General features: G+C 70.5%; 21 protein-coding genes. 13 read left to right on the top strand and 8 right to left on the bottom strand.

What is annotated here, in order from left to right; translation table 11 throughout:
* Positions 1-7: 7 nt before the first annotated feature.
* From ACFYY8_RS08700 to leuC, 5 genes are all read right to left on the bottom strand, one after another.
* Positions 8-301 (bottom strand): YciI family protein, encoded by a 294-nt coding sequence (locus tag ACFYY8_RS08700; protein WP_390038623.1) that lies wholly within the window; start codon positions 299-301, stop codon positions 8-10.
* Positions 302-404: 103 nt separating this feature from the next.
* Positions 405-1,400: an SAM-dependent methyltransferase gene (locus ACFYY8_RS08695; protein ID WP_390038621.1), complete on the bottom strand. Its 996-nt coding sequence runs from the start codon at positions 1,398-1,400 to the stop codon at positions 405-407.
* Positions 1,401-1,681: 281 nt separating this feature from the next.
* Positions 1,682-1,939: a 4-oxalocrotonate tautomerase family protein gene (locus ACFYY8_RS08690; protein ID WP_390038618.1), complete on the bottom strand. Its 258-nt coding sequence runs from the start codon at positions 1,937-1,939 to the stop codon at positions 1,682-1,684.
* A 107-nt stretch (positions 1,940-2,046) separates the two neighbouring features.
* The gene (gene leuD / locus ACFYY8_RS08685) at positions 2,047-2,649 is read right to left on the bottom strand and encodes a 3-isopropylmalate dehydratase small subunit (protein ID WP_390038616.1); all 603 of its coding nucleotides are present in this window, start codon (positions 2,647-2,649) and stop codon (positions 2,047-2,049) included.
* Between the two features lie 4 nt (positions 2,650-2,653).
* Entirely contained in the window at positions 2,654-4,057 is a 1,404-nt protein-coding gene (leuC, locus tag ACFYY8_RS08680) for a 3-isopropylmalate dehydratase large subunit (protein WP_390038614.1), read from the bottom strand.
* Between the two features lie 325 nt (positions 4,058-4,382).
* Between leuC and ACFYY8_RS08675 the strand changes: the two genes are divergently transcribed.
* The 10 genes from ACFYY8_RS08675 to ACFYY8_RS08630 all read left to right on the top strand — a co-directional run bounded on the left by ACFYY8_RS08675 (position 4,383) and on the right by ACFYY8_RS08630 (position 14,520).
* Entirely contained in the window at positions 4,383-5,438 is a 1,056-nt protein-coding gene (locus ACFYY8_RS08675) for an iron-containing redox enzyme family protein (protein ID WP_390038612.1), read from the top strand.
* A gap of 69 nt (positions 5,439-5,507) precedes the next feature.
* Positions 5,508-5,789: an acyl carrier protein gene (locus tag ACFYY8_RS08670; RefSeq protein WP_390038610.1), complete on the top strand. Its 282-nt coding sequence runs from the start codon at positions 5,508-5,510 to the stop codon at positions 5,787-5,789.
* Positions 5,786-7,375, top strand: coding sequence for an amino acid adenylation domain-containing protein (locus tag ACFYY8_RS08665; RefSeq protein ID WP_390038608.1), 1,590 nt, complete (start codon positions 5,786-5,788; stop codon positions 7,373-7,375). The genes ACFYY8_RS08670 and ACFYY8_RS08665 overlap by 4 nt, the downstream gene beginning before the upstream one ends.
* Positions 7,372-8,055: an acyl-CoA dehydrogenase family protein gene (locus tag ACFYY8_RS08660; RefSeq protein ID WP_390038606.1), complete on the top strand. Its 684-nt coding sequence runs from the start codon at positions 7,372-7,374 to the stop codon at positions 8,053-8,055. The genes ACFYY8_RS08665 and ACFYY8_RS08660 overlap by 4 nt, the downstream gene beginning before the upstream one ends.
* The gene (locus tag ACFYY8_RS08655) at positions 8,048-9,259 is read left to right on the top strand and encodes an acyl-CoA dehydrogenase family protein (protein WP_390038604.1); all 1,212 of its coding nucleotides are present in this window, start codon (positions 8,048-8,050) and stop codon (positions 9,257-9,259) included. Before ACFYY8_RS08660 ends, ACFYY8_RS08655 begins: the two co-directional genes overlap by 8 nt.
* Positions 9,256-10,029 carry a thioesterase II family protein gene (locus ACFYY8_RS08650; protein ID WP_390038602.1) on the top strand — a complete coding sequence of 258 codons (774 nt, stop codon included), beginning with the start codon at positions 9,256-9,258 and terminating at the stop codon, positions 10,027-10,029. Before ACFYY8_RS08655 ends, ACFYY8_RS08650 begins: the two co-directional genes overlap by 4 nt.
* Positions 10,030-10,102: 73 nt before the next feature.
* Entirely contained in the window at positions 10,103-10,783 is a 681-nt protein-coding gene (locus ACFYY8_RS08645) for a hypothetical protein (protein ID WP_390038600.1), read from the top strand.
* Positions 10,780-11,100, top strand: a complete 321-nt coding sequence (locus ACFYY8_RS08640; protein ID WP_390038598.1) for a Dabb family protein — start codon at positions 10,780-10,782, stop codon at positions 11,098-11,100. Before ACFYY8_RS08645 ends, ACFYY8_RS08640 begins: the two co-directional genes overlap by 4 nt.
* Before the next feature lie 79 nt (positions 11,101-11,179).
* The gene (locus tag ACFYY8_RS08635) at positions 11,180-12,421 is read left to right on the top strand and encodes an MFS transporter (RefSeq protein WP_390038596.1); all 1,242 of its coding nucleotides are present in this window, start codon (positions 11,180-11,182) and stop codon (positions 12,419-12,421) included.
* A gap of 113 nt (positions 12,422-12,534) precedes the next feature.
* The gene (locus tag ACFYY8_RS08630) at positions 12,535-14,520 is read left to right on the top strand and encodes a thioredoxin domain-containing protein (RefSeq protein WP_390038595.1); all 1,986 of its coding nucleotides are present in this window, start codon (positions 12,535-12,537) and stop codon (positions 14,518-14,520) included.
* 139 nt (positions 14,521-14,659) lie between these two features.
* Here ACFYY8_RS08630 and ACFYY8_RS08625 read toward each other — a convergent pair whose 3' ends face one another.
* Positions 14,660-16,906 carry a transglycosylase domain-containing protein gene (locus tag ACFYY8_RS08625; protein WP_390038593.1) on the bottom strand — a complete coding sequence of 749 codons (2,247 nt, stop codon included), beginning with the start codon at positions 16,904-16,906 and terminating at the stop codon, positions 14,660-14,662.
* A gap of 102 nt (positions 16,907-17,008) precedes the next feature.
* Positions 17,009-17,488 carry an Lrp/AsnC family transcriptional regulator gene (locus ACFYY8_RS08620; protein ID WP_352013834.1) on the bottom strand — a complete coding sequence of 160 codons (480 nt, stop codon included), beginning with the start codon at positions 17,486-17,488 and terminating at the stop codon, positions 17,009-17,011.
* A 102-nt stretch (positions 17,489-17,590) separates the two neighbouring features.
* Between ACFYY8_RS08620 and hppD the strand changes: the two genes are divergently transcribed.
* From hppD to ACFYY8_RS08605, 3 genes are all read left to right on the top strand, one after another.
* Positions 17,591-18,700 (top strand): 4-hydroxyphenylpyruvate dioxygenase, encoded by a 1,110-nt coding sequence (gene hppD, locus ACFYY8_RS08615; RefSeq protein ID WP_390038590.1) that lies wholly within the window; start codon positions 17,591-17,593, stop codon positions 18,698-18,700.
* 142 nt (positions 18,701-18,842) lie between these two features.
* Positions 18,843-19,412, top strand: coding sequence for an RDD family protein (locus ACFYY8_RS08610; RefSeq protein WP_390038588.1), 570 nt, complete (start codon positions 18,843-18,845; stop codon positions 19,410-19,412).
* An 82-nt stretch (positions 19,413-19,494) separates the two neighbouring features.
* On the top strand, positions 19,495-20,952 hold the full coding sequence (locus ACFYY8_RS08605) for a M1 family metallopeptidase (protein WP_390039059.1): 1,458 nt from the start codon (positions 19,495-19,497) through the stop codon (positions 20,950-20,952).
* 11 nt (positions 20,953-20,963) lie between these two features.
* On the opposite strand, the gene ilvA is transcribed toward ACFYY8_RS08605, so the two are convergent.
* A complete protein-coding gene (gene ilvA, locus ACFYY8_RS08600) occupies positions 20,964-22,172 on the bottom strand; it encodes a threonine ammonia-lyase (RefSeq protein WP_390038586.1) in 1,209 nt (402 codons plus the stop codon).
* Between the last annotated feature and the right edge of the window lie 140 nt (positions 22,173-22,312).

Here is a 22,312-nt window from a genome sequence, read left to right as displayed (position 1 = left end):
TGATCTGTCAGGGAACGCCGATCACCGCCGCCAGGTCGGGCCGGGCCCGGGTCGGCAGCAGCTCGGTGACCTCGTGCGCCACCAGACCCGCCCGCAGATAGGGGTCCTCCCCCAGGATGTGGTCGAGCTCCTCCCGGGACACCCCCTGGGCGAGGATGAACCCTCCGGTGGCCGGCACCTTGCGGCCGCCCAGAAGGAACGTCCCACTCCTGAAGTGCTGGTCGATGAAGACGTAGTGCTCATCGCGCAGCGGGAGAATTCGCTCCTCCGGGACCAGATAGGACAGCAGTACCAGGAACATTCGGCCGCTCCCAGAGCTCATTGTCGGTGATGGGCGACGACGGACGAGGTGAGGGGGCGCGCCACCGGACGGCGACGGCGCACCCCGCTCAGGTCCGTCCAGGTCAGTCGGTCTTCTGGGCCAGCAGCAGCAGGCCACCGGGGATGTTGGGACGGACCGTCTTGCGGATCTCGAACCCGCCCTGGCGGAAGGCGTCGCTCCAGCCCTCCTCACTGAGCAGGCCCTGACCCATCAGCGCGTGGATGAGGGTGAACTCCGGGGTGAAGGTCTCCGGGCAGGCGCGGTCCCGCTGCGGGGGAAGCACCTCGGCCGCGAGCACGTGCGCCCCGGCCGGGAGCCGCTCGGCCAGGCCACGCAGGTACGAGATGAAGTAGTCGAGACCCTGCTCCAGCACCTCGTGCATGAAGAAGAAACCGACCACGAGGTCCACGGACTCCAGGCCGGGGATCGCGGCGGCGTTGGAGGCGTCCGCCTCGACCACCGTGATGCGCTCCGTCAGGCCGTCCTTGGCCACTTCGCGGCGGGCCTCCGCGATCGCGTCGGCGCTGATGTCCACGCCCAGACCGTCGGCGTCCTTCAGCCCGCAGATCCCGATGAGGTTGCGGGCGTTCCCGCAGCCGAAGTCGGCGACCCGGGTGAACTCGATCTCGGACAGCAGGGAGTGCACATACGGCTTGAGGTCCTCCAGACCGAGGTCGGCCGAGGAGACCGCGACGATCCGGCCGTCGCGCGAGATGTCCTTGCCGTACTTGCTCTTACCGGAGACCAGCTCGCCGAAGCGCCAGAACGGCTCGCCGAAGCCGCCCGCGATCCAGAAGATGTAGCCACGGTCGCGCAGCAGTTCCCGGCCGTACCCGGTGAGCCGGTAGACGTCGCCGTCGGGTGCCAGGACTCCGCGGTCGACCAGGTAGAAGACGGTGTCCCGGGCCAGTTGGAGGTTGCCGCCCACGTCCTCGACGCGCAGCCCCTTCTCCTCAAGGATGTCCAGCACGCCCAGGTCGTCGAGCGAGGCGAGGACCGAACACATGATGTAACCCTCAAGCAGCTCGAAGGAGTGCCGACGGGGAATGCCCCGGATAGCGAAGTCGTTCGTGGCCATAACAGTCCTTTCATGTTTCCTCTCCGCGGCCCCACGGGCAGCGGCACAGGAAATTGGACGACAGGATACGAGGACGTTCAGCGCCCGCCGGAAAGCTGCCCCGACCATGGGCGATAACGTTCGACCAGGGCCGGAAAAGGAAATCCGGAAACTATCGGCGGGGCTGTCGAAAACGGGCCGACGGGTAAATCCTCCAGACTCGCCATGGGAGTCGAATCAGCCGACGCGACGATTATGCCGTACGCGTCGGTGACGAACCAGAGGCCGGGATCGATTTTCTCTTATTCTGGAACGGAATGCGGTGGGCACTCGTGCTTCGGGCAGGTGCACAAACCGTCGAAGCCCTGGGCACGACGCTCAGAAACAGTGAATCCTCCGGCGCCCCAGTTGTCCAGCGGCACTTCCTGAACAATGACGTAGATCCGCTCCGGATCCTTGCGCAGCACGTCGTGCACCAAGTCGGTGACGCCGTCGATGAGTTGCTTCTTCTTCTCGGCGGTGAGGTTCTCGTTGATAACCTGAATGGTGACGATCGGCATAACGCTACCTCCGGGTCGGGAAGCCGTCGGCGCCGGCCGGGGACGGCCTCGGACCGGCGCCGTGATCGATGAATCAGGTGCAGCGCGTCTGGGACGGCGAGCCTCGGTCAGGCCGCGGGACGGGGCAGGGTCCGCGGCTTGTAGGACGGGCGATTCGCCTCGAATGCGGCGATCTCGTCCTCGTGGCCCAGTGTCAGAGTGATGTCGTCCAAGCCGTTGAGCAACCGCCAGCGGGCGTTCTCGTCCATCTCGAACGGGGCGGTCACACCGTCGGCGCGTACCTCACCGGACTCCAGGTCCACGGTGATCTCGGCCGCCGGGTCGGCCTCGGTCAGGGACTGCAGCCGGTCCACGACCTCCTGCGGCAGCACCACGGTGAGCAGGCCGTTCTTCAGCGAGTTGCCGCGGAAGATGTCGGCGAACCGGGAGGAGATCACGGCCTTGAAGCCGTAGTTCTGCAGGGCCCAGACCGCGTGCTCGCGCGACGAGCCGGTACCGAACTCGGGCCCGGCGATCAGCACGGTCGCGCCCTGCCGCTCGGGCCGGTTCAGCACGAACTCCGGGTCGGCGCGCCAGGCCGCGAAGAGCGCGTCCTCGAAGCCGTCGCGGGTCACCCGCTTGAGGAAGTGGGCGGGGATGATCTGGTCGGTGTCGACGTTGCTGCGGCGCAGCGGGACGGCCCGGCCGGTGTGGACGGTGAACTTCTCCATGGTGTCAGGCCTCCAGCAGGTCGGCGGGGGAGGAGAGGCGACCGGTGACCGCGGTCGCGGCGGCGACGACGGGCGAGACCAGATGGGTGCGGCCGCCCTTGCCCTGCCGGCCCTCGAAGTTGCGGTTCGAGGTGGACGCGCTGCGCTCGCCGGGCGCCAGCTGGTCCGGGTTCATCCCCAGGCACATCGAGCAGCCGGCGAACCGCCAGTCGGCGCCGGCCTCGGTGAAGACCTGGTGCAGGCCCTCTGTCTCCGCCTGCAGCCGGACCTTGGCGGAGCCGGGGACCACCAGCATCCGGACGCCCTCGGCGACCCGGCGGCCCCGCAGCACGTCGGCGGCGGCGCGCAGGTCCTCGATCCGGCCGTTGGTGCACGAGCCGAGGAACACCGTGTCGACCTGGACCTCGCGCAGCGGCGTGCCGGCCTCAAGCCCCATGTAGGACAGCGCCCGTTCGGCGGCGGAGCGCTCGACCGGGTCGGCGAAGGACTCCGGGGCCGGGATCAGTGAGCCCAGAGGAGCGCCCTGTCCGGGGTTGGTCCCCCAGGTGACGAAGGGCGTCAACGCGGCGGCGTCGATCACCACCTCCTTGTCGAAGACCGCGTCCTCGTCGGTGTACAGCGTCTTCCAGTAGGCCACCGCCGCGTCCCAGTCCTCGCCCTGCGGCGCGTGCGGACGGCCCTTCAGGTAGGCGAAGGTGGTCTCGTCCGGGGCGATCATCCCGGCCCTGGCGCCCGCCTCGATGGACATGTTGCAGATGGTCAGCCGGCCCTCCATCGACAACCCGCGGATCGCCTCACCGCGGTACTCGATCACATGGCCCTGGCCTCCGCCGGTGCCGATTTCGGCGATCACGGCCAGGATCAGGTCCTTGGCGGTGACCCCCTCCGGCAGCTCCCCCTCGACGGTGACGGCCATCGTCCGGAACGGCGCCATCGGCAGGGTCTGGGTGGCCAGCACGTGTTCGACCTGCGAGGTGCCGATGCCGAACGCCAGGGCACCGAAGGCGCCCAGGGTCGAGGTGTGCGAGTCTCCGCAGACCACCGTCATGCCGGGCTGGATCAAGCCCAGCTGCGGGCCCATGACGAAGACGATGCCCTGCTCGGCGTCGCCCAGCGAGTGCCGCCGCACACCGAACTCGTCGCAGTTGCGGCGCAGCGTCTCGATCTGGTTGCGGGAAACCGGGTCGCTGATGCGGTCGATCACGTCGGTCGGGACATTGTGGTCCTCCGTCGCGATGGTCAGGTCGGTGCGCCGTACCGAGCGACCGGCCAGCCGGAGGGCTTCGAACGCCTGCGGGCTGGTGACCTCGTGAAGCATGTGCAGATCGATGTAGAGGAGGTCGGGCTCGCCCTCGACACGTCGGATGACGTGCTCGTCCCAGACCTTCTCGGCGATTGTCCGTCCCATACGGCCCTCCGAGTTTCCGTGCATTATCTTGAAATGTGAGACGACACGTCTCGCAACGGACCGGACTCTAGTCGATCACAAGCCGCTTCCGGAGCCAAATCCCAAAACGGCACAGGCCGAAGAAGACCCAATCTCTTTACGGACTAAACCCCCTTCGGAATATCTGGAATCTCCCTATGGATTAAACCCGTCGAGATTGAGTCTCGAATTCTGAGATTTTTAGCCGGAATCGTAGACATACTCGACCTCCAAAAGTAGCTTCGCCAACGGCGCAACCCTGCCCGGGAGATGGCCGAGTGGCCGTTCACAGAAGGAGATTGTCGCTATGTCCGTTTCTGTGGAGTTAGCCCTTCCCCGATGCGCGGACGCTCTCAACCCCCGTGCGCTCGTCGAAATCATCAGCTCCTGGCTGCACATTCCCGCCACCGAACTCGATCTCACCGTCAACGCCGACCAGCGCAGGATCGTGATCGAGGCCGTGCGCACGATGAACGAATTGGCGGGCGGTGGCGACTCAGCGGCTTTCCATCAACAACAGTTGCTTCTCTCCAGGCTCTACGGCCTGGTGCTGCGACTCCCCCAGGCGGTCACCGCCGAAGGTTCCGTGATACTCCACGAAGTGGTCCGGCTGCTGGAGGAGGCCACTTTGGCCCGCGAGGACCACGGGGTCGACACCGTCCTGCTGGACGAGGCGCCCGCCGACCCGAAGGACTACCTGTCCTGGCTCAAGAACCTCGCCCGCAGGCACCCCGCCTACAAGCATCCGTACTACGCCGAGTTCATCCGCGACCGGGCCGGACGCGAGGACCTGCGTACCTACGTCATCCAGGAGTCGGTGGTCGACGGCCGCTTCGACGATCTGCTGGCCATGATGCAGGTCGGAACCGCGGACGACGCCAAGCTTGAGATCGCCCGCAACTACTGGGACGAGATGGGCAACGGTGAGGCCGACCAGGTCCACACCCATCTGTTCAACCAGATCTTCCAGGTGTTCGACATCGGCGCGGACGAGCTGGAGGGCGCGCTGACGGCGGAGGCCCTGTTGTCCGGCAACCTCGCGGTGATGCTCTGCCGCTACCGGCGCCTGTATCCGGAGGCCGTCGGCTTCCTCGGGATGACCGAGTGGTTCGCCCCTGACCGCTTCGTCCAGGTGGTCCACGCCTGGGAGCGGCTGGGGCTGCCGGACGTCGGCATCGTCTACCACCGGCTGCACATCACGGTCGACTCCCTGCACGCCGCAGGGTGGTTCCACAACGTGATCATTCCGGCGGCGGAGTCGCCGGCCATGCGGCGCGGCATCGCCCGTGGCGCGCTCCTGAGACTCAACTCCTCCGCGCGCTACCTGGACGAGCGGCTGGCAGAGGCGCGCTCCCGCTCCTGAGCAGTGATGTGTCCCACGGCCGGAGGCCCGCCCTCCGGCCCCACACACCCGCACCCCCTGGAGTCCGCCATGCCTGTCCCCCAGCACGACCGGCCGCCGCACGCCGAACACGTCCTGCGTGAAGAACTGCGGCTGCTGGTCTGCCGGATCAAGAACAGCGACCCCACGGCCCTCGGCGACACCGACGACTACGTCTCCGCACTCGAGTACGACTCGCTCGACTTCGTCGAACTGGCGGTGCGCCTGGACACCGAGTACGGGATCGAGGTCGGCGCCGAGGCCGACGACCTTCCGGCTCTGGCCGCCCTCGGCACCCTGACCGCCCTGGTCCGCGACCGGAGGACGCGATGAACCCGCGCCCCGGCCGTCTCCCGTCGCTCCTCGGCGCGCTCTCCGCCCTGGCCGAGGGCACCCCCCGGCGCACCGCCCTGGTCGCCGACGATCGCGACGTCGACTACGGGGAGCTGCACGAGCGCGTCCAGCGGACCGCCGCGGCGCTGGTGCGCCGGGGTGTGGGCCCCACCCAGCGGGTCGCCGTGGTCGGCCACAAGACCGTGGACGCGGTGGTCGCGCTGCTCGCCGTACAGCGGGCGGGCGCGGCTTACGTACCGCTCGATCCGCGGGCGCCCGCGGCCCGGCTCGCCGATCTGGTCGCCGACGCGCGCTGCCCGTTCGTCCTGGTCTCCGCCGCCGACACCGGCCTAGCGCGCGACCTGGCCGAACAGACCGGGACCCTCCCGCTCGGCACCGACGAGGCCGCCGCGGAGTCCGCGGCGGCCTCGCTGCCGGAGGAGATCTCCCCGGAGAGCATCGCCTACTGCATGTACACCTCAGGAAGCACCGGCCGCCCCAAGGGGGTGCAGATCCCGCACCGGGCGGTGGACGCCTTCTTCTCGGCGGTCCATCCGCTGCTCCGCGTCGGGCCGGACGACCGCTGCCTGAACACCTCGGCGCTGCACTTCGACGTTTCGGTCGTCGATCTGCTCTACCCGCTGACACGAGGCGCGACGGTGCACCTGGCGCCCGCCGTCCCGATGCCGCCGCTGCTGAACCGGCTGATCGAGCAGGAGCGGATCACCTATTTCGCCGCGGTCGGCTCGACCCTGACCCTGCTCGCAGACCACGCCCGCGGCTTCGCCGGACGCGACCTGTCGCGGTTGCGCAGGGTGATGACCGGAGCGGAGGTGCTCCAGCCGCACACCGTGCAGCGCTGGCTGGCCGCCGCCCCCCAACTCGTCGTGATCAACGGATACGGCCCGACCGAGGCCACCTGCCTGGTCGTCGCCCACCCCATCGACGAACGGGAACCGGACCGCACCGCGCCCTACCCCATCGGCCGTCCGCTGGACGGGGTCACCGTGCGCTTCCTGCGCGACGACGGGCACATCGACGAGGAGGGACCCGGCGAGCTCCTGGTCGCCGGCGCCCAGCTCATGAGTGGCTACCTGGAGCGTCCCGAGGAGGAACGGCGGGCCTTCCTCGACCTCGACGGCACCCGCTTCTACCGCACCGGTGACCAGGCGCACCGTGACGCCGACGCCGTGCTCCACTTCCACGGCCGACGGGACGACGAGGTCAAGGTCCGCGGCTACCGGGTCAACACGCAGGAGGTGCGCCAGACGCTGGAGGCCCACCGGACGGTGGGGCGCGCGTTCGTCACCGCTTCCCGGGACGGACGCGGCCGGGAGATCCTCGCCTGCGCGGTCACCCCGCCCGGCGCCCCGGCGAGCGTCCCCGGCGACGAGAGCCCGTTGCCCGCCCTGGACGCCGACCGGGCGCGCGCGCTGCGGACGCACCTGTCGGAGCGGTTGCCCGGCTACATGGTGCCCGCCGACTTCCGGCTGCTGGACGCGGTGCCGCTGCTCTCCAGCGGGAAACCCGACGTCCGCGGCATCGTGCGGCGCCTGACCGCGGCCTCCCCTCGGGGGGAGGCGTGAACGCGCCACGCGCCGCGGCCCCGACCGGCTCGCCCGTCGACGACCTGGCGCCCGCCGGGCTGCGCGCCCGCACCACCGAGTGCCTGCGCGACTGCGACTCCGACCGTGCCGGGCCGGTCGTCGCCGCGCTCGACGCCGCGGGCCTGCGCTTCCCCGGACTCCCCGATCGGGTCGTCCTCGCCGAGAGTCTCGCCGCGGCGCTGGACTTCGACCCGGCCGCCGAGGTGCTGGCCCGCCACGACCGGCCGGGAGCGGGCGCCGGCCTGCCGGTGGCCGCGCTGCAGGTCGCCGCTTCGGCCCGCCTGGTGGCCACGACCGGCGGCTGGCTCGGCACCCGGCACTCCTTCGGGCAGCGCCTGATCGACCACCAGGTCGTACGGTTCCGGCTCGCGGAGCTGATGGCGTACGTCGAAGGCGCGCGGCATCTGGTGCACGCGGTCACGGCCGACACGGCGGCCGGCGGGCGGGGGGACGGCATGGTCGAGGCCGCCCGCCTCCAGGCCCGCAAGCTGCTGCGCCGTACCGCGAGGGTCTGCCTGCACCTGCACGGCGCCAGCGGGTATGTCGCGGGCCACCCGGCTCAGCGGCTCCTGCTCGCCGGTCACCGGCCCGCCGACGGAGTCTCCGACGAACGACTGCTGGACGCCGTCGCCCGGCACCTGCGAGGGGCCGATGACTGAGCCTTCGACCGTGACGGCCCCGCAGCACGGGCAGCCAGGACCGGGGTTCGCCACCCCGGCCGAGTTCCGCCGGAGTGTCCGGGCGCTGGTCGACCGTCACCCCGAGGTGTTCGCTCCGGAGGCCTGGGACGTCCCCGGCCGCGTTCCGCCCGGACGGGAGGCCGTGGCCCTGCTGGGCCGAGCCGGACTGCTCGCCCCGGCCGCCGCCCCTGTCCCTGCCCCGGCCACCGCCCCGGTTCGAGAGGCGCTGCCGGAGCCGGGCCGGGTGCCGTCCTGGCAGTTCACGGCGGCGTTGCACGAGGAGCTGGGTCTGCTGCCCGCCGGGGCGGTGGTCCTCACCCAGGTCGAGGTGGCCGCCAAACTGCTGGCCGCCTTCCCGGCCACCGCCCCCGCCGCCCGTCAGGCGCTGGCGGGGCGGTCGCTCGCCGCGCTCGCGGTGACCGAGCCCGGCGGTGGCCTGGACTTCGACGCCATGACCACCTCGGTGCGCCGCGGTGACGAAGGGATCGTCGTCGACGGGGAGAAGTGGCTCTCCAGCAACGCCCCCTTCGCGGACGAGCTGTTGGTGCTGGCCCGGGACACCGCCTTCGCCGACTCGGCGCTCGGGCGCCACTCCCTGGTGCGGGTCCCCGTGGGCGCGCCGGGGGTTGAGGTCCACCCGCTGCGAACCCTGGGGCACCGGGGCGTCACCGGGCGGATCCGGCTGACCGGCGTCCGGTTGGCGCCTGAGGCACTGCTCGGCTCACCCGGTACGGGCCTGCTCACCCTGATGAGGCACTGGGTCCACGAGCGCGTCATGGTGGCGCTGCGGATGACGGCGATGGCCGAGGGGCTGCTCGCCCTGCTCCGCTCCGCCGGTGGGCCACCCTCCGGGTACGCCGACCGGGCCGCCGCCGAGCTGTTCGTCGACATCGCCCAGGAGCGGGCGTCCTGCCGACGGGCGCTTGAACTGCTCGGAGCCGGTGGCTGCCCACCCCGGACCGCCGCGGGCTGCAAGCTCCGATCGGCCGACGTGCTGCGGCGTACGGCCGAGGCCGCGCTCCGGGTCGAGGCGGAACTCGCCTCGACCCGGCCGCGCTTCGCCGGACTCGACCCGGCCGATCCGGGGCTGGCGGAACGCGCGCTGCGCGACGCCACCGGCCTCGCCCTGGCCGGTGGCAGCGACGAGGCCCTGCTCATGGTGATCGCCCGGGAGCTGCGGTGACCGAAGCCGTTCCGGCGCGTCGATCAGCCGCGCTGCCCTGCCGTACCCCGGCCGAGGGATCGCCGCCGCTGTTCCTGCTGCCCGCCGCCGGTGGCTCGGCCACGCTCTACCGCGACTGGCCGGACGCGCTCGGGCCGGGGGTCACCCCGTGCCCGGTCGAACCTCCGGGTCGCGGGCGCCGGATGGCCGCCCCGCCGTTCACCGATCTGGCGGAGCTCGCGGGCGCACTCGACGACGAGCTCACACCCCCGGCCGGGAGTCCCTGGGCCCTGTTGGGGCACAGCATGGGCGCCCTGGCCGCCGCGGCCTGGGCGGCCAGGGCACACCGCCGGGGCCGGCCGCCGAGCGTGCTCTACCTGAGCGCGGCCGCTCCGCCGTGGCTTCGCTCCACCGCCGAACCCCTGGTCCACCTCGACGACGACGGTCTGTGGAGCCACCTGCTGGGGCTGGGCGGCCTGCCGGCCGAGTTGGCCGGGAACGACACGGCCCGCAGGCTGCTGACCCGTCTGATGCGGGCCGATGTGCGGGCCGCCGCGTCCTGGCGGCCCGCCGCCCCTGTCGCGGTCGGCTGCCCCGTGGTGGCGTTCGTCGGGGCGGGGGAGACGGAGTTCCAGCCGTCCCTGGCCCTGGAGTGGCGATCCGTCGCCACCGGCGGATTCGCCGCGCACGTGCTGCCCGGCGGTCACTTCTACCGGCACGGCCTGGCCGATCTGCTGCCCGTGGTCTCCGCCGACCTCTTCCGGCGCTTCTCTCCTGCCGAACCGTCCTGAACCATCCCGAACCATCCCGAACCGTCCTGAACCGTGCGTCCACCCGCGCGTTCGCCCAGGGAAAGGAAACCTCATGGTCCTGCGGTCCGCCGTCCCCGACACCCTCCCCGACGCCGCCCCCGCGCCGCTGGTGCTGGTCGCCCCCGGGGTCCTCGACCCGCTGCTGGACGACGCGCTCTCCCAGTACCGGCGGGCCTGCGACGGCTCCCGCCGCGGCGAGCCCTACCTTCCCCGCTGCTGGGCCCTGCTGCTGGGCCGGATGGACCAAGGCGCCCTTCGGGTGCAGGAGTTGCGCTGGGCGGGCAACGTCCGGGAGAGCGACGAGGCGGTGCTGGAGGAGTTCTCCGAAGTCATCGTGCCGTGTTTCGGTTCCTCCTATACCAACGGCAGGCGCGGCTACTGGTGCGATCCGGCCGAGCTGTTGAAGATCATCCGCGAGGCGGAGTCGCAGGGGCTGGACGTGCTCGGCTCCATCCATATGCACGCGGACATGCACCGCTTCTGGCCCGAGCACGCCAACGGCCAGCTGCTCAGCCACCGCCCGACCGCGATGGACGAATACCTGTTCCGCAACGGGGGCTGGCCGCTGAACATGATCTGCCATCTGGAGAGCTTCGACGACGACGTGGCGCTGAGCGTCGGCGCCTGGGCGCCGCCCGCCTTCGAGGACGAGAACGGCAGGGCGACCGCCATGGAGGTGCGGCTCAGCCTCGGCAGCTCCAGCGTGCCGGCGGAGAGCCGGAGGCCGGAGTGATCAAGCGCGTGGTGCTGGTCAAGACCGATCGGCCGGCTCGGATCGACGACGAACTCGCCCGTCTGGCGGGGCTCAGGGGCACCATCCCCTGCCTGCGGGACATCGAGGTGGCCGCGGACGTCGGTGGTCGTTGCCTCGGCTACGACCGGATGTTCGTGCTGAGCTTCGGTGACGCGGAGGACATCGCGGCCTGGAGCGACCACCCGGCCCACGCCCCGCTGCGGACCACGCTGCTGCGAGACGCGGAACTGCTTGTCTTCGAATACCGGACACCGGCGATCATCTCACTGTTCGATACAAAGCATCTCTCATATTGATCGCAGCTCATCTGGCGAGTAGTCAGGAGGGAACACAGCTCGCCGGATGAACGATCAGACCGTCCAGAGGAGAACCACCGTGAACAAGTCGGCCGCCCCGGCATCGGGCGACACCGGCCGCAAGCGCTGGCTGATGTTGGGCCTCGGCGTCGCCGCCCAGGCCGTCGCCTGCGTCTTCGTCTACGGAGTCCCGTACCTCGTCCCCGAGCTCCGCTCGACGGAGCACCTGTCGCTGGCGCAGGCGGGGGTGGTGATCTCCGCCCCCACGATCGGGCTCATGGCCGCCCTGGTCGCCTGGGGGGCCGCGGCCGACCGGTACGGCGAGCGCGTCGTCCTGGGCCTCGGCCTCGCCCTGTCGACCCTCATCCTGTTCGCCGGCCTCGCGGTGCACGGCCTCGTCCTGCTCTGGGTCGTCTTCTTCCTGGCCGGGGCCGCCGGTGCCTCGGTCTACGCGGCCAGTGGCCGAGTCGTCATGGGCTGGTTCGACGCCAAGGAACGTGGCCTGGCCATGGGCGTACGACAGACCTCCACCCCACTCGGCATGGGCATCGCCGCCCTGGCCATCCCGCCGCTGACCGCCGGGTACGGCATCTCCGCCGCCCTGCTGTTCACCGCCGTGCTGACCGGTGTGGTCGGGCTGGCCGTCGTGATCTGGGTGGTCGACCCACCGCGCCCCCCGAAGCCCACCGCCGACGGGGCCACGATCAAGCCTCCGTCCCCCTATCGCAGCCCGGTCCTGTGGCGCGTCCACGGTGCGAGCGCCCTGTTGGTCTGGCCGCAGTTCACCGTCGGCGCCTTCGGACTGCTCTATCTCGTCGACGTCCAGCACTGGAGTGTCACCGACGCCGGCCGGTTGATGGCCGTCGGCCAGCTGGCGGGCGCGCTCGGCCGCATAGCGGTGGGCAAGTGGTCCGACCGCGTCGGCAGCCGGCTCCGTCCGATGCGGCAGCTCGCCCTGGTGAACGGTGTGCTGATGCTTCTGATGGCGCTGTGCGCGCTGTGGCCCTCCTGGGCGGCGGACGTGGTGCTGATAGCCGCATGTGGCCTGGCCGCCAGCACCAACGGTCTGTCCTTCACCTCGACCGCGGAGATCGCCGGTCCTCACTGGGCCGGGCGCGCGCTGGGCGTTCAGAACACCGGGCAGAACCTGACCGCGTCACTGACCCCGCCGCTGGCCGGCGAGCTGATCGGCGTCGGCGGCTACGCCGCGGGCTTCGGCTTGGCCGCCGTCTTCTCCCTCGCAGCGGTTTTCGCCACCCCGTCGGCCCACCGTGTCGAAGCCCCCCGGCCGGACCCCGCTCCCGCCCCGCTCAAGACCTGAACCCCGCGCTCCCCGGCGGAACAGCCGGTTCCCGGGGTCGCAACCTGGAACGCGGCCCGGCGGCCGCGCACGCCGTCCTCGTCCGGCGTGCCGCCTGTGGCAGAGTGGGTGGCATGAACAGACTGGCCGAGGCCCAGTCGCCGTACCTCCGTCAGCACGCCGACAACCCCGTCGAATGGTTCGAATGGGGCGAGGAGGCGTTCGCCGAGGCCAGGCGCCGTGACGTTCCCCTGCTGATCTCCGTCGGGTATTCGGCCTGCCACTGGTGCCACGTGATGGCGCACGAGTCGTTCGAGGACCCGGCGACCGCGGCGATGATGAACGAGCGGTTCGTCAACGTGAAGGTGGACCGCGAGGAGCGGCCCGATGTCGACGCGGTCTACATGGCGGCGACCCAGGCCATGACCGGTCAGGGCGGCTGGCCGATGACGGTCTTCGCCACCCCGGAAGGCCACCCCTTCTACACCGGGACCTACTTCCCCAGGGCGCACTTCCAGCGGCTGCTGGCCGGGGTCGCCAACGCCTGGGCCGGCGACCGGGAGGCGGTCGTCGGGCAGAGCTCGACGATCGTGGAGGCGCTGAACGAGCGCAGCGCGCTGCCCACGGGACCGCTGCCGACGGCCAGGACGCTCACCGAGGCCGTCGAGACGCTCGGCCGGTCCTTCGACCCGGTGCGCGGCGGGTTCGGCGGGGCGCCGAAGTTCCCGCCGTCGATGGTGCTGGAGTTCCTGCTCAGGTACGGCGCCGCCGCCAAGACGTCTCCCGGCGAGGAGCCCGCGGTCCTGATGGCCGAGCGGACGCTGGAGGCGATGGCCAGGGGCGGGATCTACGACCAGCTCGCCGGCGGGTTCGCCCGCTACAGCGTGGACGCCGACTGGGTGGTGCCGCACTTCGAGAAGATGCTCTACGACAACGCGCTGCTGCTGCGGGTCTACACGCACTGGTGGCGTCTCACCGGGTCGTCCCTGGCCAGACGGGTCGCGTTGGAGACCGCCGAGTGGCTGCTGGCCGAGATGCGCACCCCTGAGGGCGGTTTCGCCTCGGCCCTGGACGCCGACAGCGAGGGCGTCGAGGGGAAGTTCTACGTCTGGACGCCCGAGGAGATCCGCGAGGTCCTCGGCGAGGAGGACGGCGACTGGGCGGTCGCCCTGTTCGAGGTGACCGGGACGTTCGAGCACGGCACCTCGGTCCTGCAGCTGCTCGCCGACCCCGACGACGCCGAGCGCCTCGCCGACGTGCGCGCCAGGCTGCTGGCCGCCCGGGGCCGCCGGGTACGGCCGGGCAGGGACGACAAGGTCGTGACCGCGTGGAACGGCCTGGCCATAGCCGCGCTCGCCGAGACCGGGGCCCTCTTCCGGCGGGCCGACCTGGTCGAGGCGGCGCGGGTCGCGGCCACGCTGATCGACGACCTCCACACGGACGGCGACCGGCTGCTGCGCACCTCACGCGACGGCAGGGCGGGGAGCAACGCCGGGGTCCTCGAAGACTACGGCGACCTGGCCGAGGGCCTGCTCACCCTGTACGGCGTGACCGGCGAGACCCGCTGGTTCGACCGGGCGGGCGTCCTGCTCGACGCGGTGCTCGACCGTTTCTCCGACGGCTCCGGCGGGTTCTTCGACACCGCCGCCGACGCCGAACGGCTCTTCCAGCGTCCACAGGACCCCACGGACAACGCCGCCCCGTCCGGCCAGTTCGCCGCCGCCGGGGCGCTGCTGACCTACGCCGCGCTGACCGGCTCGATCAGGCACCGGAAGGCGGCCGAGGAGGCCCTGGGCACGGTGACCGTCCTGGCGGGCAAGCACGCGCGCTTCGCCGGGTGGGGGCTCGCGGTCGCGCAGGCCGCCCTCTCCGGGCCGGTCGAGGTCGCCGTCGTCGGCCCCGCGGGCGACCCGGCGACCACGGCCCTGCACAGGGCCGCCCTGCTGTCGGCCGTACCCGGCCTGGTCGTCGCGCTCGGCGAGCCCGGCTCGGTGGGCGCCCCGTTGCTTGAGGGGCGCGGTCTGGTCGGCGGCCTTCCCGCGGCGTACGTGTGCCGGGGGTTCACCTGCAGGATGCCGGTGACCACCCCTTCGGCGCTCAAGGCCGAGTTGCTCGCCTAGGACCTGTTCGCGGCAACCTCATCCGTCGGACAGGTCCCGGGGCCCGCACCGAGCCACTCTCCTGGGACCCGTTCACGGATTCACGCCCACCGCGGTCGCCCAGGCGGCGACCGCTCGGCGGGCCCAGGGAAGAGCCCGGTCAGTTCGGGCGAGACTGGGTGACGCTGTCCTGATTCGGAGCCTGTTCCCTGCCGCCGATTCCCGTCTCGTCGCCGTTGCCCTGATCGTTGCCGTTGCCGTTGCCGTTGCCCGGACCGTTGTCCGAGCCGTCGCCCTGGCCGTCGCCCGGACCGTTGCCGTTGCCATTGCCGTTACCAGGGCCGTTACCGTCGCCGTCGCCGGGGCCGTCGCCGTTCGGCCCGTCGTCATGGCCGCCGGGCTGGGAGGTGTGGTCGGGGGCCGGGGATGTCGTCGGGTTCGAGCGCTGGGACGGCGGGGCGGTGTCGTCCTGGGAGCCGTCGTCCGAATAGTCGCCGGTGTCCGAGCGGTAGGTGTCGCCGTAGTTGGAGTAGCCGTAGTTGGACGGCTCGGCGAACTCCTTGACCGGCTTGCCCGCCATCGCCTCCGTCATGAACGCGCGCCAGACCTGGGCCGGGTACGTTCCGCCGTACAGGGCGCTGCCGTCCACGACGACCGGCTTGTTGTCGTCGCGGAACATGTCGACGGCCGCCGCGAGCTGCGGGGTGAACCCGGCGAACCACACCGAGGCCGACTTGTCGGTGGTGCCGGTCTTCCCGGCGACCGGACGGTCGTAGAGGCGGGCGGCAGAGCCGGTCCCCGCGGTGACGACCTGGGTCAGCGCGTAGGTGGCGTCGACGGCGGCCTGCTCGGCGAAGGCCCGTTTCCCCTTGGCCTCGATCTTGGTGGTGTCGCCGTTCGCGTCGGTGATCGAGCGGATCACGTGGGCCTCGCGGTGGACGCCTCCGGCCGCGAAGGTGGCGAACCCCGAGGCGTTCTGCACGGCGCTCACCGAGGCCACGCCCAGCGGGAGCGTGGCGGCGGCGCTGTGCGGGGCCAGCTGGCCGGTGGGGATGCCCGCCTTCTCCGCGGTCTCGACGACCTTGTCCAGGCCGACCTTGCGCCCCAGGTCGACGAAGGCGGTGTTGACCGAGCTCTGGGTCGCCTTGACCAGGTTGATCTGCCCGTAGGAGTATCCGCCGGAGTTCGGGATGCCCTTGCCGTCGGTCGTGATCCGCAGCGGGGAGTTGCCGTCGACCCGGGTGTCGAGGCCGAGGCCGTTGTCCAGGGCGGCGGCCAGCGTGTAGGCCTTGAAGGTCGAGCCCGCCTGGACCTTGGCGCCGAAGGCGTTGTCGTAGGGCTGTCTGCGCCAGTCGCGCCCGCCGTAGAAGGCGACGACCTCGCCGGTCTCCGGGTCGACCGCGGCCAGGCCGGTGCGGACCTCCTTGGGGGTGCTCTCCGGCAGAACCGAGGTGACGGCGCGCTCGGCGGCGGCCATCAGGTCCTTGTCGAAGGTGGAGACGATCCTCAGGCCGCCCTGGTTGATGGTCTCGTCGGTGTATCCCCTGCGCCTCAGCTCCGCGGCGACCTGGTCGAGCATGTAGCCCTCCTGTCCCTTGGGGGCGAAGATCGGCCGGGGCTTCTTGAGCTGGGGGAACGTGGTCGCCGCGGCCTGTTCCGCGGTGAGGGCGCCGGTCTGCCGCATGCCGTCGACCACCGAGCGCCAGCGCGCCCTGGCCGCGTCGAGGTCGGCGCCTTCGGGGTTGGCGAACCGGGAGGGCTGCTGGATCACGGCGGCGAGGTAGGCGCCCTCGGCGACGGTCAGCTTGCCGACGTCCTTGCGGAAGTAGGCGTCCGCGGCCGCCTGGATGCCGTCGGCGTTGCGGCCGAAGTAGATCGTGTTGAGGTACTGCTCGAGCACCCAGTCCTTCGACTTCGACTGATCGACCTTCAGGGAGATCATGATCTCCTTGAGTTTGCGGACGATGGACCGTTCCTGACTGAGGCCGCTGTAGTAGTTGCGGACCATCTGCTGGGTGATCGTCGAGCCGCCCTGGAGCTGCCGGCCGGTCAGCGTCGACCACATGGCGCGTACGGTGCCGGTGAGGGAGATGCCCTGGTCCTGGTAGAAGGAGCGGTTCTCCGCGGCGATCACGGCGTTCCTGACGTGCTGCGGGACCTGTTCGAGCGGCACGCGTTTGCGGTTGACGCCCTGTCTGGCCAGCACGGTCTTGCCGTCGCGGTAGTAGATCACCGACCCCTGGGCGGTGGCCTGCGGCTGGGTGCTTCCAGGGATCGGCGTCATCGCCCAGGCGAGGGCGAACGCTCCGACCAGGGAGATCACGAGCGCTCCGAAGACGATGAGCGCCACCTTCAGGAGCCTTCTCCTGGGTCCGGCCTTGCCCGCCCTCTTCCGGTACTTGAGCACTCGTCCCCCTGTTCCGTCTGCGGCCGACCCCCCGCCGGCCGTACGGAACCGTAAGGGTAAACGATGCATAACGGTGTCTGAGCCTTGCTTGGGATAGTACGGCTAGGTCCTCCCCTGACGCGGCGCGTCGGCCACCAAGGGAAGGACCCGGTATGGCACGGGTGTGTCCAAGGCGATGACCGAGGAGGTCCTGACCACCCCGTGGACCTCCACGATCAGGTCGATCACCCGTTGCAGATCGGCGTTGCTGCGCGCCACGACCCGGCAGTGCATGTCGTCACCGCCGGTGATCGTGTGGACCTCCAGCACCTCGGGGATGGCGGCGAGTTGGTCGGCGACGGGGACGTGGCCGCTGATCTGCCGGATCTGCAGGGTGACGAACGCCGTCACCACGTAGCCGAGGGCGGCCGGGGCGACGTCGGGGCCGTATCCGGTGATCACGCCCCTGGCGGCCATCCGGTCGAGGCGGGCCTGGACCGTCCCCCTGGCCACCCCGAGCCGCCGGGAGCACTCCAGCACGCCCAGCCTCGGTTCCGCGGCGAGCAGCGCGATGAGCCGCGCGTCAAGGTGATCAATCGTCATTGTGTACAGGTACTCCGGTGGGAGTGGCAGTCGATTGCACACATTGTCCACTAAATAAGCTAACTCTTGCACAACCAGCTCATCGAAACGGACAGTATTCGCATGAGCGACATCTTTCCCGTGAACGGCATGGACGCCGTGGTCTTCGCCGTCGGCAACGCCAAGCAGGCCGCCCACTACTACTCAAGCGCCTTCGGCATGCGGCTGGTGGCCTATCGCGGGCCGGAGAACGGCAGCCGTGAAGAGGTGGCCTACGTCCTCACCTCAGGAAGCGCCCGCTTCGAGTTCCGCGGCGCCGTACGGCCGGGCACCGGGGTCTCCCGGCACGTCGCCGAGCACGGGGACGGCGTGATCGACCTGGCCATCGAGGTCCCGGACGTCGAGGCGGCCTACCGCGGCGCGGTCGCCAGGGGCGCCACGGGCCTCGTCGAGCCGCACACGGTCGAGGACGACCACGGCAAGGTCGTGCTCGCGGCGATCGCCACCTACGGCGAGACCCGGCACACCCTGGTCGACCGCTCCAACTACAGCGGCCCCTACCTTCCCGGATACGTCGCCGCCCAGCCGATGGTCCCGGGTCCCGATGTGAAGAACGGCCGGGTGTTCCAGGCCGTCGACCACTGCGTGGGCAACGTCGAACTCGGCAAGATGGACGAGTGGGTCGACTTCTACGGCCGGATCATGGGCTTCACCAACATGGCGGAGTTCATCGGTGACGACATCGCGACCGAGTACTCCGCGCTGATGTCGAAGGTCGTCGCCGACGGCAGCCGCAAGGTCAAGTTCCCGCTCAACGAGCCCGCGATCTCCAAGAAGAAGTCGCAGATCGACGAGTACCTGGAGTTCTACGGCGGCCCCGGCGTGCAGCACATCGCGCTGGCCACCAACGACATCCTGACGGCCGTCGACCACATGCGCGCCGCCGGGGTGCAGTTCCTCGACACGCCCGACTCCTACTACGACGACCCCGAACTGCGGGCCCGCATCGGTCAGGTCAGGGCGCCGATCGAGGAGCTGAAGCAGCGCAAGATCCTCGTGGACCGCGACGAGGACGGCTACCTCCTGCAGATCTTCACCAAGCCGGTGCAGGACCGCCCGACGGTGTTCTTCGAGCTGATCGAGCGGCACGGGTCGCTCGGCTTCGGCAAGGGCAACTTCAAGGCGCTGTTCGAGGCGATCGAGCGCGAGCAGGACCTTCGCGGCAACCTGTAGTCCTCTCCGGGCGCCCGCGTGTCCCGCGGGCGCCCGGTTTCTCTGTCAACGTCTGCGCGCTTGTGTGGTCTCGCGGGGCGTGAGGGACAACTTGTAACTCCCCTTGGCTTTGGAATAGCCGTTATGCGGTGATTCACGACTTATGGGATCACCGCCATCGGACAGTTCAGGACCTTCCTCCTGGTCCGACCAGCCGCCGGGCCCCGGGCGCCCCGCCGGGCCGTACGGTCCCCGGCACGGCGCGGGGCCGCCGGGGCCGGAGTATCCCGGGTACGGCGCCGGGCCGCCCAGACTCGGCGGACGCTGGCGCCGGCTGTTCGCCGGAATCCTGGACATCGTCATCGTCGGGATCATCTCCTCGCCCTTCACCTACGAGTCGTTCAACACCGTGTGGGACACGAGGAAGGGCGTCTTCGTCCAGATCCCCGTGCAGCACACGCTGCTGGCGAGCGTGGTCGGCTTCCTCTACTACTGGCTGCTGACCGCCTTCTGGGACGGCAGGACCGTGGGCAAGAAACTGTTCGGGCTGCGCGTGACCGACATCAGCGGGCGCAGGGTCGGCGTCGGGCAGGCCGCGATCCGCGAACTGGTCGCGTGGGTGCTGTACGCCACCTGCTGCCTGGGATGGATCAACCTCGCCTTCATCCTCTTCACCGGCCGCAAACAGGCCATCCACGACATGGCGGCCAAGACTGTGGTCGTGGATTCCTGATCATCCGAGCTCCCCCGTCTCGCTCGCGTAGTGTGCGACAGGACGCCCGGCACGACCGGGCGCGGGAGGGGGATTTGTGATCATGGCGTCCGGCAGGCTCGCAGTCGTGGCGACGGCGGTGCTCATCGGGACAATCGGCGCCTGCGGGTCGGCGTCGCGGGGGGACAGCGGCTCCACCACGGTCGTCGCCGACGGCTCCATGCCCGGTGACGAGGCGACGGCCCGGCACGCGGGCAGGGCGGGAGCGGCCGGCATCGGCGATCCCGACTTCCCCAACGACGGCAACGGCGGCTACGACGTCGGCCACTACCGACTCAAGATCGACTACGACCCGGAGCGGAAGTACCTCTCCGGTGTCGCGGGCATCCAGGCGAAGGCGACCCAGACTCTGTCCAGGTTCGACCTCGACCTGTCCGGCTTCACGGTCGGTAAGGTCACCGTGAACGGCGCCCCCGCGCGGTTCTCCCGTTCCGGGGACGAACTCGTCGTGACCCCGTCCAGGACGATTCCCGACAGGTCGGCCTTCACCGTCGAGGTCACCTACGCCGGGGAGCCGAAGCCGGTGCGCAACTCCCCCAACCTCGGGACGTACGGGTTCATCCCCACCTCGGACGGCGCGTTCGTGGCCTGTGAGCCCAACGGCGCGCGGACCTGGTTCCCCGGCAACGACCACCCGGCCGACAAGGCGCGCTACGACTTCGAGATCACCGTTCCCGAGGGCGTGACCGCACTGGCCAACGGCGAGCAGGTCGGCAGCCCGGTCACCTCGGACGGGAAGACGACCTACAACTGGCGGGAGAGCCACCCGATGGCGAGCTACCTCGCCACCGTGACGATGGGCAGGTTCGAGCTGCGCGAGGGCAGGACGGCTCTGGGGACCAAGAACGTGGCGGCCGTCGATCCGCGGTACAGCGGCTCGCTCAACCGGCTCTACAACCAGTCGGCCAAGATCACCGACTACTGGAGCAAGGTGTTCGGCCCCTATCCGTTCTCCTCGACCGGCGGTGTGATCGACGACTTCCCCGCGGGTTACGCCCTGGAGAACCAGACGAAGCCGATGTACGGCGGTTTCAACCCCGGTGACGACGTCATCGCCCATGAGCTGGCCCACCAGTGGTTCGGCGACAGCATGAGCATCAGGCGCTGGCGGGACCTGTGGCTCAACGAGGGTTTCGCCACCTACGCCGAGTGGCTCTGGTCCGAGCACAAGGGCAACGCCAGCGCCGAGCGGATCTTCCGCAACCGCTACGCGGTCGACTCCGGTGCCGCCATCTGGAAGTACGCCCCGGGCCGCGCCAAGCCGGACGACCTGTTCAACGACTCGGTCTACACCCGGGGCGCCATGACGCTGCACGCCCTCAGGCAGCGGATCGGCGACCCCGCGTTCTTCCGGGTGCTGAAGACCTGGAACGCCGAGCACAAGTACGGCTACGTCACGACCCCGGAGTTCGTCGCGCTGTCCGAACGGATCTCCGGCAAGCGGCTCGACGACCTTTTCGACGCGTGGCTGTTCACCCCGAGGAAGCCGACCACCTGGTAGGCGGGCCGGGGTCAGTCGCAGACGACCCGGTAGCCGTCCTGGCGCAGGGACCCGAGCACCTCGTCCGAGTGGGCGGGGCCCTTGGTCTCCAGCTGCAGCTGGACCTCGGCCTCGCCCAGGTGCACGCCGATCCGTTCGTGCACGATGTCGAGCACGTTGGCGCCCAGGCCTGCCAGTTTGGCCAGCAGGCCGGCCAGCTCCCCCGGGCGGTCGGACAGCGGGACGCGCAGGGTCAGATAGCGCCCGGCCGCCGCCAGTCCCCGCCTGAGGATCTTCGACAGCAGCAGTGGGTCGATGTTGCCCCCGGAGAGCACCGCGACCACGGGCGGTTCGAACACGTGCGGATGGGCCAGGATCGCCGCCACCCCCGCCACGCCCGCGGGCTCGACGACCTGCTTGGCGCGTTCGAGGCACAGCAGCAGCGCCTGGGATATCTCGCTCTCCGAGACCGTGACGACGCTGTCCACCAGATAGTGGATCAGCTCGAAGGGCAGCTCTCCCGGGCGGCCGACCGCGATGCCGTCCGCCATGGTCGTGGCGGGCGGGACCGTGACCGGCTCGCCCCTGGCCAGCGAGGCCGGGTAGGCGGCGGCCCGCTCCGCCTGGACCGCGATGATCCGCACGCCGGGCCGCAGCGACTTGACGGCCAGCGCCACCCCGGCGGCCAGTCCACCACCACCCAGGGAGACCACGATCGTGCCCGTCTCGGGAAGCTGCTCCAGGATCTCAAGCCCGATGGTGCCCTGCCCGGCGATGACGTCCGGGTGGTCGAAAGGGTGGATGAACACCGCCCCGGTCCGTTCGGCGTGCTCGACGGCGCTGGCCAGGGCGGTGTCCACGGTGTCACCCGAGAAGACCACCCGCGCGCCGTACGAGTTGGTCGCGGCGACCTTGGGCAGTGGCGCGCCGTGCGGCATGTAGACCGTGGAGGAGGTGCCGACCAGACCGGAGCCGAGCGCGACGCCCTGGGCGTGGTTGCCCGCGCTGGCCGCGACCACACCCCGGGCCCGCTCCTCCTCGGTCAGGCCCGCGATCCTGACGTAGGCCCCGCGCACCTTGAACGATCCGGAACGCTGGAGGTTCTCGCACTTGAGGTGGACGGGGCCGCCGATGGCCGCCGAGAGGACGTGCGAGTGCACCAGAGGTGTTCGCAGGGCCACATCGGCCAGTAATTCGCTGGCGGCGACCACGTCGTCGTAGGTCACCTGACGGTCTGACATGCGGGACATCCTGCCACCACCCGGTGGCTTTCCCCCGCGCTTCGCCGATCACGCCCGGTGTCGACGGTGCTGATCTCGGGGTTTTCCCCGTGTCACACCGGCCGGACCGGTTTCATGGACGGGCGCCGGACAGGCCTGTC

The sequence above is a fragment of the Streptosporangium sp. NPDC001559 genome (assembly GCF_042893955.1).
Taxonomy (GTDB): Bacteria; Actinomycetota; Actinomycetes; order Streptosporangiales; family Streptosporangiaceae; genus Streptosporangium.
This window is presented reverse-complemented; position numbering and strand designations above follow the sequence as displayed.